The organism is Halovivax asiaticus JCM 14624 (assembly GCF_000337515.1).
GTDB classification, from domain to species: domain Archaea; phylum Halobacteriota; class Halobacteria; order Halobacteriales; family Natrialbaceae; genus Halovivax; species Halovivax asiaticus.
The window spans coordinates 227,763-240,178 of the sequence record NZ_AOIQ01000014.1 but is presented as its reverse complement, the minus strand read 5'-3'; the positions used below and the strand labels follow the sequence as shown (position 1 = coordinate 240,178).

Annotated in this window: 12 protein-coding genes; 6 read left to right on the top strand and 6 right to left on the bottom strand. The window is 65.4% G+C overall.

Annotated features, from left to right (window positions below; genetic code table 11):
* Positions 1-42: 42 nt before the first annotated feature.
* The gene (locus tag C479_RS16250) at positions 43-183 is read left to right on the top strand and encodes a hypothetical protein (RefSeq protein ID WP_161607167.1); all 141 of its coding nucleotides are present in this window, start codon (positions 43-45) and stop codon (positions 181-183) included.
* Between the two features lie 190 nt (positions 184-373).
* Here the strand turns inward: C479_RS16250 and ileS are convergent, their stop codons facing one another.
* The 4 genes from ileS to C479_RS08725 form a co-directional block, all read right to left on the bottom strand.
* Positions 374-3,691 (bottom strand): isoleucine--tRNA ligase, encoded by a 3,318-nt coding sequence (ileS, locus tag C479_RS08740; protein WP_007701083.1) that lies wholly within the window; start codon positions 3,689-3,691, stop codon positions 374-376.
* Between the two features lie 107 nt (positions 3,692-3,798).
* Positions 3,799-4,044 carry a hypothetical protein gene (locus C479_RS08735; RefSeq protein ID WP_007701080.1) on the bottom strand — a complete coding sequence of 82 codons (246 nt, stop codon included), beginning with the start codon at positions 4,042-4,044 and terminating at the stop codon, positions 3,799-3,801.
* A 237-nt stretch (positions 4,045-4,281) separates the two neighbouring features.
* Positions 4,282-5,202: a hypothetical protein gene (locus tag C479_RS08730; RefSeq protein WP_049907177.1), complete on the bottom strand. Its 921-nt coding sequence runs from the start codon at positions 5,200-5,202 to the stop codon at positions 4,282-4,284.
* Entirely contained in the window at positions 5,202-6,437 is a 1,236-nt protein-coding gene (locus tag C479_RS08725; protein ID WP_007701074.1) for an eCIS core domain-containing protein, read from the bottom strand. Before C479_RS08725 ends, C479_RS08730 begins: the two co-directional genes overlap by 1 nt.
* A 268-nt stretch (positions 6,438-6,705) precedes the next feature.
* On the opposite strand from C479_RS08725, the gene C479_RS08720 reads away from it, so the two are divergent.
* The gene (locus C479_RS08720) at positions 6,706-7,440 is read left to right on the top strand and encodes a uracil-DNA glycosylase (protein ID WP_007701071.1); all 735 of its coding nucleotides are present in this window, start codon (positions 6,706-6,708) and stop codon (positions 7,438-7,440) included.
* Here C479_RS08720 and C479_RS08715 read toward each other — a convergent pair.
* Positions 7,368-7,946, bottom strand: a complete 579-nt coding sequence (locus C479_RS08715; RefSeq protein WP_049907176.1) for a DUF5518 domain-containing protein — start codon at positions 7,944-7,946, stop codon at positions 7,368-7,370. The genes C479_RS08720 and C479_RS08715 overlap by 73 nt on opposite strands.
* A gap of 153 nt (positions 7,947-8,099) precedes the next feature.
* Here C479_RS08715 and C479_RS08710 point away from each other — a divergent pair, with 153 nt between their 5' ends.
* The 4 genes from C479_RS08710 to C479_RS08695 all read left to right on the top strand — a co-directional run bounded on the left by C479_RS08710 (position 8,100) and on the right by C479_RS08695 (position 11,220).
* Positions 8,100-8,519 carry an HIT family protein gene (locus tag C479_RS08710; RefSeq protein ID WP_007701068.1) on the top strand — a complete coding sequence of 140 codons (420 nt, stop codon included), beginning with the start codon at positions 8,100-8,102 and terminating at the stop codon, positions 8,517-8,519.
* Between the two features lie 124 nt (positions 8,520-8,643).
* Complete coding sequence (locus C479_RS08705; RefSeq protein WP_007701065.1) at positions 8,644-9,345, top strand: phosphatase PAP2 family protein; 702 nt, start codon at positions 8,644-8,646, stop codon at positions 9,343-9,345.
* Between the two features lie 110 nt (positions 9,346-9,455).
* A complete protein-coding gene (locus tag C479_RS08700; RefSeq protein ID WP_007701058.1) occupies positions 9,456-10,895 on the top strand; it encodes an aldehyde dehydrogenase family protein in 1,440 nt (479 codons plus the stop codon).
* An 82-nt stretch (positions 10,896-10,977) separates the two neighbouring features.
* The gene (locus tag C479_RS08695; RefSeq protein ID WP_007701056.1) at positions 10,978-11,220 is read left to right on the top strand and encodes a hypothetical protein; all 243 of its coding nucleotides are present in this window, start codon (positions 10,978-10,980) and stop codon (positions 11,218-11,220) included.
* A 6-nt stretch (positions 11,221-11,226) separates the two neighbouring features.
* On the opposite strand, the gene C479_RS08690 is transcribed toward C479_RS08695, so the two are convergent.
* Positions 11,227-12,291 carry a prepilin peptidase gene (locus C479_RS08690; RefSeq protein ID WP_007701054.1) on the bottom strand — a complete coding sequence of 355 codons (1,065 nt, stop codon included), beginning with the start codon at positions 12,289-12,291 and terminating at the stop codon, positions 11,227-11,229.
* Positions 12,292-12,416: the final 125 nt, after the last annotated feature.

The following is a 12,416-nucleotide window of genomic DNA, read 5'->3' as shown; positions in this document are numbered from 1 at the left end:
GATCATCGAAGCACGGACGACAGGTCAACCAGCGACGAGGGCGTGTACGTGGGCTCGGCGTCGACGGTCAGTCAGCAGGAACCGCTCCGCATCTCTCTCACGATCACCGCCGCCGCCGATGCCGAGTGGCGAGTCGTCGTGAACGGCGACGCATCGATCGCCGACTGTCTGCCTTCGATGTAGAAGTCCGTCGCGTCCGCCTAATCGGACGCCTCGGCCGTCGCGAGCGGTTCGGTTCCCGCCTTTTTCCGCTCGGGTTCGCTCCGCTCACCGCTCGCGCAAAAATCTGTCTGGCGAGAGCGTAGCTCTCGCTGACCGTTGCCTCGCTCCGCTCGGCAAGAGACCAAAAAGCGCCTCGTGCCACTCGGCGGTGCTAGTCCGACGCTTCAGCGGTCGCAAGTGGTTCGATCGCCAGTTCCATCGAGACTCCCTCGACGTCCCAGGTCTCCCGGTGGCCGTCCGAGACCGTTCGGACCTCGTCGGCGCGCACTTCCTCGCGGACGAGATCCATGCGCTCATCGACGAGGTCGGCGACGCGGTCGTCGTCGACGTCGAGTTCGAGCGCGATGCGCTGTTCGACGTCGAGGTCGGCGTCCTTGCGCATCTCCTGGACCCGGCGGATGACCTCGCGGGCGTAGCCCTCGCTCTCGATGTCCGCGGTGAGCGAGGCGTCGACGTAGGCGACGCCGTGTTCGTCGCCCTCGATCGTGATCGTCGACCCGGCCACGTCGTCGGGCGTCTGCGTGACGAACGAGACCATCTCCTCGTCGAGGTCGATCTCTTCGTCCAGAGCGTCGGAGACAGTCGCTTCGAGCGCGTCGAGGTCCGGTTCCTCGATGCTGGCCTCGTTGAGCGCGTTCATGACCTGCCCCGCTTGGTCGCCGAACGCGGGGCCGAGGAGGCTCATGTCCGCTTCGGCGCTATACTCGAGTTCGCCCCAGCGCTCGTCGGCGCCGAGCACCTCGATCTCGCGGGCGTTGAGCCGGTCGGCGAGCAGGCCTTCGTGGCGCTCCACGGCGGTGGCGAGGCGCTCGTCGTTCGCGGCCACGACGACGCGCGGGACGGGCCAGCGCAGTTTGCGACCGGCCTGCTGGCGCGCGTTGGCGCCGGCCTCCTCGATCGCGCGCAGCAGCGCGACGTCTGTCTCGAGTTCCTCGTCCGCCCAGCGCTCGTCCGGCGTCGGCCAGTCCTCCATGTGGACCGTGTCGAAGCCGTCGTCGCCGGTGAGCGTGCCGTAGAGTTCTTCGGTGACGAACGGGGCGTAGGGTGCGAGCAGGACGACGATCTCGCGGAGGACGTGATAGATCGTCGCGTAGGCCGCCGACTTCGAGGCGCTATCGGCTTCCTCCCACATGCGTTCGCGGACCGCCTGCACGTAGAACCGGGAGACGTCCTCGACGACGAACTCGATGAGCGCGTCGAGGGCCCGATCCTGCCGGTAGTCGTCGAAGTGGGCGGCCATCTCGGCCTTGGTGGACTGCAGCCGGGCCAGCACCCACTCGTCGACCAGTTCGAGGTCCTCGTCGACGTCGTCGAGCGTCACTCCGGCGGTTTCACCGCCTCCGTCTCGTTGCGACGGAGTCGCAACGCCCGGCTCGAACCCATCGAGACGCATGTACGGCAGCGGGAAGCGGAACACGTTCCAGAGGGTGCGGAGGTGGCGTTCCATCGTCTCCATGCCGTCCCAGGAAAAGCGCATGTCGTCGCCCTGCGGGTTGTTCGACAGCAGGAACATGCGCATCACGTCCCGGCCGTGCTTGTCGATGGCCTCGTGCGGGTCGACGAGGATGTCTTTGGACTTCGACATCGCGCGGCCGTCGGGCATCTGCGCGAAGCCGTGCATGAGGACCTCCTTGTAGGGAATCTCGCCGAGGGCGGTCGTCCCCATGCCCAGTTGCGACCAGAACCAGCCGCGGGTCTGGTCGTGGGCCTCCATGATGAGGTCGGCGGGCCACAGTTCATCGAAGTCGTCCTCGCTCGACGGGTAGCCGATCGTTCCCAGCGAGGCCACCGAGGAGTCGAACCAGACGTCGAAGACGTCCGGTACGCGGGTGTAGGTCGTTCCATCCTCGGTGATCGTCAGCTCGTCGACCGTATCCTTGTGCAGGTCGACGGACTGGGGATCGACGTCCTGGTCGACGCGCTCGGCAAGTTCCTCGCGGGTCCCGACGACGATCATGTCTTCAGCTGCGACACCGTTGCCGTTCTCGCCGCTGGTGCCGTCGTCGTTCTCAACGCCCTCCGGTGTCCAGACGGGTAGCGGGATCCCCCAGTAGCGCTGGCGGGAGACGTTCCAGTCGGGGGCCTCCTCGACGAAGTCACGGAAGCGGTTGTCGCGAGCCCACTCGGGGTGCCACTCGCTGTCCTCGATGTTATCGAGCAGTTCGTCCTTGACGTCGGTGATCGTGATGAACCACTGCTCGGTGACGATCTGGATGATGCCCGTGTCGCAGCGCCAGCAGTGGCCGTAGCTGTGCGAGATGGTTTCCGAGGCCAGCAGTGAGCCGTTCGCCTTGAGGTCGGCGATGATGTCCTCGTTCGCGTCGCGGACGAACTGCCCTTCGTACTTCCCGCCCTCCTCGGTATAGACGCCGTCACCGCCGACGGGACAGAAGATCGGGAAGTCGAGTTCGGTGCCGCGGTCGAAGTCCTCCTCCCCGTGGCCGGGTGCTGAGTGGACGAGGCCAGTGCCGTCGCCGTGCGTGTCGACGTAGTCCGCTGCGTAGACCTCGCAGGCACCCTCGTGGTCGGGATGGGCCGGTACGTTTTCGGCCATGGGATGTTCGTACGCCCAGCCGAGCAGGTCCGCGCCGGTCAGCTCCTCGACGACTTCGTAGTCGTCGTAACGCCCGGCCGAGAGGACGGCCTCGACTTTCGGTTCCGCGACGTAGAGGAGCTCTTCGTCCCCGTCCTTCTCTGCGCGGACGCCCACGTAGTCGCCCTCTTCGTCGACGGCGACGAACGTGTTCGCGGGGATGGTCCACGGTGTGGTCGTCCAGACGACGAGTTTGCCGTCACGGCTCGCGTCCGCTGGTGTGTCTCCCTCGCGGTCCGTTACGTCGAATTTGACGTAGATCGAGGGGTCCTCGACGTCGTCGTACTCGACTTCGTTGTTCGCGATCGCGGTCTCACAGCGGGGACACTGCGAGATGGAGCGGTGGCCCTTCTCGACGAGGTCGCGGTCGGCGGCCTGGGAAAAGCCCCACCAGGCGGCCTCCATGTACTCCGGCGAGACCGTCTTGTACGGATCCTCCCAGTCCATCCAGACGCCGAAGTCCTGGAAGTCCGACTGGAGCCCCTCCAGTTGCTCGTCGGCGTACTCCTTGCAGGCTTCGATGAAGGCGTCCTCCCCATAGGCTTCGATGTCCTTCTTGTTCTCGAAGCCGAGTTGCTCTTCGACCCGGGTCTCGATGGGCAACCCGTGCATGTCGTAGCCCGGACGGTCGGTGACGTCGTAGCCCTGCATCCGCAAAAAGCGGAGGTAGACGTCCTTCAGCGTCTTGTTCCACGTCGTGCCCATGTGCGCCGCACCGGAGGTGTACGGCGGTCCGTCGACGAAGAAGAACCGCTCGCCGTCGGCCCGGTGGGCTTTCGTCTGCTCGTAGGCGTCGACCTCGTCCCAGTGCTCGAAGACCGACTCCTCGAGTGCGTGGGGGTCGTACTGGTCGGCGACCTCGCCGAATCGACTCATACCGGATGGAATTGGCTCCGAGACTAAAGAGCAATCGGTGTGGCAGATTCACCTGTCGAACCGCTACAGACTAATCGGCGGCGTGGTCGCCGCGCTCCGGTGGTCGACTACTCCGCGAGCATGGCACTCGCGCGAAGAACCAGTTTCTGGTAGCCGACGGCGTAGACGCCCGCATACAGCAGGACGGTGCCGATCGCCGCGAGCCAGCCGGCGAGCATCATGTCGCCAGCGCCCAGGTGCTGGAGACTGGCGTTCTCCGCGAGTGCGCCGACGATCGTCAGGCCAATGGCGAGAACGGTGTACACCGCGAGCGAGACGACCTCGGCGAGCAGTTCCGATCCAATCAACGTCATTGCAAGAGGGTAGGGCTCGGCCGACATAGCCTTGACGCTCTGCCCGTACGGGGCTGCGACGATCGACCGCGACCAGACCGCTTCGAAGCGCAGACGAGTGCCAGCTGTCGCAAATGCGGAAAACGGACGGTGAGACGTAGTGGTGGAACCCCGCGAGTGGCGGCTCGCCGACCCCGACTGACGATCTGGGATGGCTCCCCGTCGGCCGAGACACTCCGATAGAATCGGTTTCGAGCCCTACCGACTGAACAGCGCGCTTTTGAGCTGCCTGTACAGTGACCGCTCGCTTCCCGGATCGACCAACCCACCGAGTTCGGCGTCCGAAATCGGCAACTCCGGCGCGAACTCGTGGCTGTAGCCGGGGATATCCGCGTCGACGTCGAAGTACGCGGGGTAGCACTCGAAGTGCTGGTACTTGCCCGTGAAGCGATACTGACCGGGGCCGAGGACTTTGTACGCCGCGGGCGGTTCGAGGCCCATTCCGACGTAGCAATCGCGGATCTGACAACGCAGATTGTAGACGAGATAGTCCCGGAAGGGTTTCAGGTCGACGAACGGTGCTGGCGAAATCTCGACGCGGGCGTCCGGGTCGCGATCGGGAACTGGCGCTTCGTCGTGACGAACGGTCGTCCGTTCGCCCTTCGCGACGTAGTACTCGACGATGACGCCCGAGACGGTTTCAATATCACCTGATTCGTCGAGGTATATCTCCTGTTCGTACAGTACGGCGCCCTCCGGGCCGATTTTGCCCGCCGGAAGCTCGTAGGGACGTTCGATGTCGCCCGTGTCGACGTCGGGATCGTCCGCGTAGTGACTCAGACTCTGGGCGAACAGGTCACCGAAGTAGTCGTCGAGTTCGTCGACGGTGAGGGCGGCCAGCGAGTCGCGGACGGTCTCGAACCGCTCGGGGTTCAGGTCCCACGGGATCGTATCGTATTCGGTCTCTTGAGCGACGTAGTACTTGGCGTAGCGACGGGCCTGGGAGAACTGCTCATTTTCAGTTTGTGTTCTCGTAGACGGGTCATCAGAAATATCATCTACCTGATGGTGAAGGATGTCTCCTTCACTATTCACCCCCAGTTCGTGTTCTCTATTCTCATTATCGGAGAGAACAAGTCCTACACCAGCGTCGTCTTGGCCTATGATTTTTGCGTTCATTATTCCCTCAAGCTGCTGAACCAGCCACTCTTGTCCTGTTTCTCCTCCTCGGTCTCGAACTCCTGATCGGTAGTGAGTCCGAGTAGTGACCGGAGGCGCTTCTGTATTGTGTCGGCCGTTCCGTTCCCATACTGCCGGGCGAGAAGGTAGCCGACTGGCATCGCCGCGAGGCCACCCGCCACCGCCCCAGCGGGGCCGGTGAGCGAGCCCGCCATCGATCCGGCCTTCCAGCCGCTCGTCGCACCCTTGAACCCACTTCCCATCGTGTCCTGCAGGCGGCTGGAGACCTCGATGTCGTTCGCTTCGACGTATTCGGTGAGCTCGTCAGGTGTGTCGACCGCCTCGACGAGGTCGACGAGCTCGTCCTGCGTCAGCCGGTAGGTCTTGGTGGTCAGATCCGCGACTGTCTCGTCGACGAGGCCGGGGCCCTCGGCCGTCGAGAGGCGCTTGGCGTTCGCGGGACCGGCGTTCCAGTCCTTTCGCTGGACGTGGACGTCCGTGCCCAGCCGGTTCACAATCAGCGGTTCCTCCCCGGACAGCGCTTCTTCGGCCGCCTGACCAGCCTCCCGCTCAAGCTGCGGGTCAGGATCGATTGCCAGATCGGCGTCCGACTGCGGCATCATGGAAATTTCCGTCCCGGTTTGCTGTTTTACGTGCGCCAACTCGTGCGCGAGCAGATACTGGCCATCCCCACTCTCTGGATCGTACTCGTCGTCGTTGAACACGATGGCATTCCCGCAGGTGAACGCCCGCGCGTCGATTGCGTCGGCGGCTTTCGCCGCTTCGGGCCCAGTGTGAATCTCGACGTTCGAGAAGTCGGCATCCATCCGCTCTTCGAGCGTACGTTGAAGCGAGGTGTCGAGTGATCGTCCAGATCCAGTCGCGAGCACGTCCAGCACCGGATCAGGAACGTCGTGGGGATCCGTCTCCGTCCCCTCCGTCGCGCGCATGATGTGTTCCTGTGCCTCGGGTCCGTAGCCGCGACTGGCCATCGGCACCCGTTCTGTCCGCGGAATCGGATCCACGTTCTCCATCGCCGGCAAGCCGACCGACGGCGCGGCATCGGGCGGTGTCGCGTCCGGGACTGGCGCGTCGGGAATCGGTACATCGGGCATTCCCATCGGGGTGAACGCCTGCTCGTCGTCCTCACGACTTTCTTTGTGGCGATCGTCTCGGTCGCGTGCCCGCCGCTCGCCGTTGTCGCGTTTTCTTCGACGCTTTCTCTTCCGCCCCATCTAACCGTCCTCCGTCCGTCTATACGGACTTTTTGACCGACGACAATTGCCCGGAGCCATCATACGCGAACACTTCAATTTTGTATAGTATAGTTGTTTCCATAGGGTAGTAGGACGAGTCGTACAAAGATGGATGGTAAACACAATTCTCCAACAGATTTCTGAGGCGAGTCGACGACTGCCAGCTGGCTTCCGGCCTGTTCCCCTGTGTGCGAGGTGGACGCGACGGATCGATACGCCCTTCGTCGATGCGCCCCTTCCTCAGTGCGTGTCCTCCAAATCGCCCTCCGACCCTACCGATCCTGCGTTCCCCACGTCGCGCCACGTCGTCGAACCGGACTGCGATCGCTGTCCGCAACTCGCTGCCTGCCGCGAGCGGATCTCGTGGGGAACGGGCCCGCTTGACGCCTCGGTCTTCGTCGTCGGCGAGGCGCCAGGTGCCGGCAATCGCGACGCCGACCCGTGGCGCGGCGGCAACTGGACCGGGATGGCCTACACCGCGCGCCACTCCGGTCGGCGGATCCGCCGGATGATGGCCGAGGTTGGTTACGCCGACGAGAGCTACTACACGAACGCGGTGAAGTGCATGCCCGCGGACGAGACGCGTGGCGCCGCTGCCGAGCCGGACACTGATTCCGCGAGTGAGTCCGCCGACTCGGTAAGTACGCGCGAACCTGCCGCCGAGGAACTCGCGGCCTGTCGCCCACACCTCCTGACGGAACTCGATCGTGTCGAGCCCGCTGTCGTCGTCGCGACCGGCAAACACGCTACCACGTCGGTGTTAGCGGCTGACGACCGCTCGCTAGACGACCTCGACGGATCCGGCTTTCTCGACACCGTTCTCGAACCCACCCGCTGTGAGGCGCTGGAGACCTGGCTCCTGCCGATCCTCCACCCCTCCTATCAGGACGTCTGGATCAGTCGGATGGGCTACGAACGTGCAGAATACGTTACCGCTCTCGAACGTGCGATCGCTGACTGTGTCGACCGAGACAGCAGTTGACCCAGAGGGCTCCTTCGGCGCCACGCGTCGCCGCTACCGCGTTGCCCCGTCTCGACGTTCTCCAGCCACCTTCGTGTGCAGCCAGTCGCCTGCCATCGCGCTGAGGGCACAGACCAGGGCGGCAAGCCCGACGCGATCCCGATCGCGACCGGCGTCAGGAGGACGGAAACGCCGCCGAGCCAGCCGGGTTCTGAGTCGACCGTCGTGGCGGTGTTCGCGAGGTAGACGACGACCGTCGCGAGCGACCCGACGAGACCGACCTGAAGACCGGCCTGTCGTGACGACGTCGGTCGATCGCTGTAGTAGTACCCGGCGATCAGTCCGGCGAGCACCAGCGGCCCGCCGGAAATACTTCCACCCAACACGACACTGGGGTCAGTCACCGCACTCCAGGAGAGCGCGACCGTGATCGGTACCGTCGCGAGGCCGAGCAGGGTCGCCACTCGCCGGTCCTCGTCGGCCATCCGACCGACGCTCCGTCCGAGTCTCGTCGTCACGTCGGACATACGTTCCTCTCCAACAGCTGGGTAAATAATGCTTCTCGTCACCATCGACGGCTGGGAGGGTGGCGTGACTTCATCGGCCCATCGTCGCCGGTTTCCCCGCTCCACCGGTCGGTGCTGGTAACCTTCATACGACGTGGCGACACAGCCACAGACATGCCCACGATCTTCAGTCAGATCGTCGACGGGGAAATTCCCGCCCGCACCGTCTACGAGGACGAGACCACGTACGCCTTCCTCGACGCGAATCCGCTCGCACCGGGACACACGCTCGTCATCCCGAAAGACGAGTACGAGCGATTGAACGACGTCCCTGACGACGTCGCGTCGGACCTCTACACGACGATCCACGACCTGGTCCCGGCGGTGGAGGACGCCGTCGACGCCGACGCGACCACCGTCGCGTTCAACAACGGCGAAGCGGCGGGACAGGAGGTCCCGCACGTCCACTGCCACATCGTCCCGCGATTCGACGGGGACGGCGGTGGACCGATCCACGCGATCGCCGGGCAGACGCCCGATCTCGCGGACGACGAACTCGACGATATCGCGGCCGACATCGAATCACGGTGCTGACCGGGGTCCTCGGCCGACGGCTTCGACCCGAGCTGAGCCGCTTCACGTTCGGGCATCGGCCGGGAGCCTGACACCGCTCACATCGATCCAAGCTATTTAGTCGCTCCCTTCCCCGTGTGATTCCATGACCCGGGGAATCGGCGAGCACGCGCTGGTGAACGAACTGCTTCCGGACTGGCTGGCCGTCGTCTTCGGCATCTTCACCCAGCTCGGTGATATCTGGCTACTCTCGCTCCTCCTCGCCTCGCTCTTCCTGCTCGATACGCCCTCTCGATCGGGCGTGGCCTTCGTCGGCGGTGCGTGGTTCGCCGGACTGGGGCTGTACCGGGGGCTGAAGGATCTGCTGGCGTGGCCACGGCCGAGTGCGATGCCCCTCGACCCGAATCCTGCCGGTGTCGTCGAACTCGTCTACGAAGTGACCGCCTTCGCCGGGGGCTACGGCTTTCCGAGCGGACACGCGACCAGCACGACGATCGTCTACGTCGGGCTGGCGTCCGTCCTCACCGTGAGTACCGCCCGGCGTCGATACACAGCCGCCGGCACCGTCGTCGCCCTCGTCTGTCTCGCGCGAATCGTCCTCGGTCTCCACTACCTCGTCGACGTGGTCGCTGGGGTTACCCTCGCTCTCACGCTTCTCTTCGGCGCACGAGCGCTCGCTGACCACCGTTCGCTGGACCGCGCGACCGTCGCGTTCGCCGTGGCGATTCCGCTGGCCGGTTTCTACCTCGTGACGAGTGGCGCCGAACTCGAGGCCGTACTGATCCTCGCGGCCTCACTCGCCGGACTCGTTGGCTGGCGACGATACGACTCCACCCGGATGGCGTGACCGAGTTCGAACCGATCGAGATGAATGTTATTATCGTGCACGAGTCCGTTGGAGTGGATAGACGGCCTCGTTCGGCCGATTCGGCCGGGGCCGACCTCGAGTGATCCACAATGTCAGACGCAATCGCAGAAGAGTACCAGCTCTTCATCGACGGCGAGTTCGTACAGGCGGCGGCAGGTGAGACGCGCGAGACGATCGATCCGGCGACGGGCGAGACACTCGCGACGGCCGCGGAGGCGGGTGCGGCGGACGTCGACCATGCGGTCGAGGCCGCCAGCGAGGCCCAGGCCGAGTGGGAAGCCATGTCGGCCGGCAAGCGCGGCCGGATCGTCTCCCGGCTGGGCGAACTCATTGCCGAACACTCGGACGAGCTGGCCGAACTCGAGAGCCGGGATCAGGGCAAACCGCTCACCCAGGCTCACCACGACGTGTCGGGTGCCGCCCGGTTCTTCGAGTACTACGGCGGCGCAGTCGACAAGTTAGAGGGACGAACCGCGCCGACGGGTGACGGCAAGCTGGCGTTCACCGAGCGCACACCCTACGGCGTCAGCGGCCAGATTGTCCCGTGGAACTTCCCGTTCAACCTGACCGCCCGCGGCGTCGCGCCGGCGCTGGCCGCCGGCAACAGCGTCGTCGTGAAGGCGGCGCCGACGACCCCGCTCACCGCGATCCGACTGGCGGAGCTTGGCAAAGAGGCCGGCCTCCCGGATGGCGTTCTCAACGTGCTCACCGGCGGCGGGGAGCCGGGCGCCGCCCTCTCGGAACACGAGGATGTCGATATCCTCACCTTCACCGGCAGCGTCCCGACGGGCCAGGCGGTCATGGAGTCCGCCGCGAAGACGATTACGCCCGTCACGCTCGAACTCGGCGGCAAGAACGCCTCGATCGTCACGCCGGAGGCCGACCTCGGTTCGGCCGTCTTCTGGACCTCGCTCGGTATCTTCACCAACGCCGGCCAGATCTGCTCGGCGGCCGACCGCGCGGTCGTCCACGAGTCCATCTACGACGACTTCGTCGACGCGATCGTCGACCGCGCCGAGTCCTACGACCTCGGCCCCGGCGTCGAGGACCCCGGGATGGGTCCACTCAACTACGAGGAACACTACGAGAGCGTCCTCGAGTACATCGACGTCGGCGTGAAGGAGGGTGCGACGCTCGCGACGGGTGGCGAGCCGGCCGATCGCGAGGGCTTCTTCGTCGAGCCGACGGTCTTCACCGACGTCGAACCCGACATGCGAATCGCCCAGGAGGAGATCTTCGGGCCGGTGCTCACGGTCATCCCCTATTCCGACCCCGAGGAGGCGATTCGTATCGCCAACGGCGTCGAGTACGGCCTCACCGGTGGCGTCTTCTCACAGGACATCGACGAGGCGCTCTCGCTCGCCCGCGACGTCGATGCCGGTACCGTCTTCATCAACGAGTGGTTCGGCGACGGCGTCGAGACGCCCTTCGGCGGCACGAAGAAGAGCGGCATCGGCCGTGAGAAGGGCATGGAAGCGCTCGACTCGTACCTCCAGACGCAGTCGATCACTGTCAACATCGACAACTAGGCGTCGCGGGCGCTTCGTTACGCCCGTGTACCGCAGATACGTTCACCGTGAGTGTTTTGTCGTCGCCCTTCGAGAAGCGTCTATGGTCCTCGCTTCGTTCCTCGCCGCGGTGCGTTCGAACCCCGTCGCGGCCGCGCTAGAACTGGGGAGCCTCGTCCTCTCGTTCCTCCTGCTCCTCGGCGTCGTCGCAGCCCTTGCGACGGGGTCGCCGGGCCGACCTGGTGGGCTCTGGCTAGTGGTCGTCGCCGTCGGCGCCGCGTTCGCCTGTTTCTGGACCGTCGGCTGGCCGCTGCTCGAGCGACTGCGTGAGCGAATTGCGGCCTAACGCCGCTTAGCTCATCAGCGAAATGAGTACGTCGCCGTAGCCAATCGCGACGAGCAGCCCGAGAAAGAGCGGGACGAGAAACGGCGTCCCCGGTGAGTACCAGACGCGATTCTCGGTCGCGAGGACGTCGAGTCCGTCGCGGAGATCCGCAGGTGCGGTGCCGTAGGCCGTGCCCTCGATCGAGTCGAGAAACGCCGCCGCACCCCAGGGATCGTCGAACTCGGCGTCGCTTGGGTCGGCGTTGGTCGGATCGCCGTCGGTCGGCTCGGCGCTGGAATCGGGTTCGTCACGCTCCGTCGACTCCACGGCGTCGACGGATTCCACCGCCCCACCGTCGGCGACGGGCGGCCCAGCGTCGATCGCACCGTCGGTCGGCTGATTCGGTTCGTCAGGGAGCGTCTCGGGATCGCGGAGTCGCTCCGGGTCGGCCCGCAGTTCCGCGAACGTCGCCCCGCGCCAACGAAGGTACATTCTGAGCGCGTCGAGATCCAGTCCGGAGAGCGTGTAGCCGTCGGTCGTCTGGAGGAGTTTGCCGTGGCGGTGTGGAATGCGGTCGACGGCCGTCGGCCAGCCGAGCGGGGCGATCGGGGTGAATCGTCCGGCGAGCGCGTTTCGGAGCCCGAGCGCGACCGGAATCGCGAGCCCGACGAGGACGCCGTTGCCCAGGATCGCCAGTGAGAAGGGCAAGAGCTGGTCGCCGCCGACGAGCGGGAACGCCCAGTCGCCGATCGCGTACGACGGGGTGACGGGAAAGAGCAGTGCGAGGACGAGCAACGCCTTCGCGTCGGCGCCGCCGAAGCCGCCGAACCACCAGAAGAGGTACGCGAGCGGCACGACGAAGCCGACGCTGAACGCCGTCGGGATGAGGAACGACTGCCAGGTGTGGAGGTCGGCGGTGTAGGCGACCCAGCCGTCCCAGGCGAGCAGGGCCGCACCGAGCGCACCGAGAGGAATCCAGACCGCACTCGGGACGCGCCGGGTTCGGACGTCGAGGATGGCCACCCATGCGAAGACGGGGAGCGCGAGCAGGCGAAGGAGATCGGGGACTGAAGCGGCGAGATTCGACAGCACGAGCGCTCATCGACGCGCCACTCGTGTTAGTGTTTCGGGCGTCCCGGACGGGGTGTCTCCTCGAAACCCATCGTCGCCCGATTCGTCCGAGAGACTCCCGATATCGAAACCCACGGCTCGGATCC

Excerpts from the sequence above, each read along its gene's own strand:
- C479_RS08715 (WP_049907176.1), bottom strand. The coding sequence starts at position 7,946 with ATGTCCGACGTGACGACGAGACTCGGACGGAGCGTCGGTCGGATGGCC.
- C479_RS08730 (WP_049907177.1), bottom strand. The coding sequence starts at position 5,202 with ATGAACGCAAAAATCATAGGCCAAGACGACGCTGGTGTAGGACTTGTT.
- C479_RS08725 (WP_007701074.1), bottom strand. The coding sequence starts at position 6,437 with ATGGGGCGGAAGAGAAAGCGTCGAAGAAAACGCGACAACGGCGAGCGG.
- C479_RS08710 (WP_007701068.1), top strand. The coding sequence starts at position 8,100 with ATGCCCACGATCTTCAGTCAGATCGTCGACGGGGAAATTCCCGCCCGC.
- C479_RS08735 (WP_007701080.1), bottom strand. The coding sequence starts at position 4,044 with ATGACGTTGATTGGATCGGAACTGCTCGCCGAGGTCGTCTCGCTCGCG.
- ileS (WP_007701083.1), bottom strand. The coding sequence starts at position 3,691 with ATGAGTCGATTCGGCGAGGTCGCCGACCAGTACGACCCCCACGCACTC.
- C479_RS08700 (WP_007701058.1), top strand. The coding sequence starts at position 9,456 with ATGTCAGACGCAATCGCAGAAGAGTACCAGCTCTTCATCGACGGCGAG.
- C479_RS08705 (WP_007701065.1), top strand. The coding sequence starts at position 8,644 with ATGACCCGGGGAATCGGCGAGCACGCGCTGGTGAACGAACTGCTTCCG.
- C479_RS08695 (WP_007701056.1), top strand. The coding sequence starts at position 10,978 with ATGGTCCTCGCTTCGTTCCTCGCCGCGGTGCGTTCGAACCCCGTCGCG.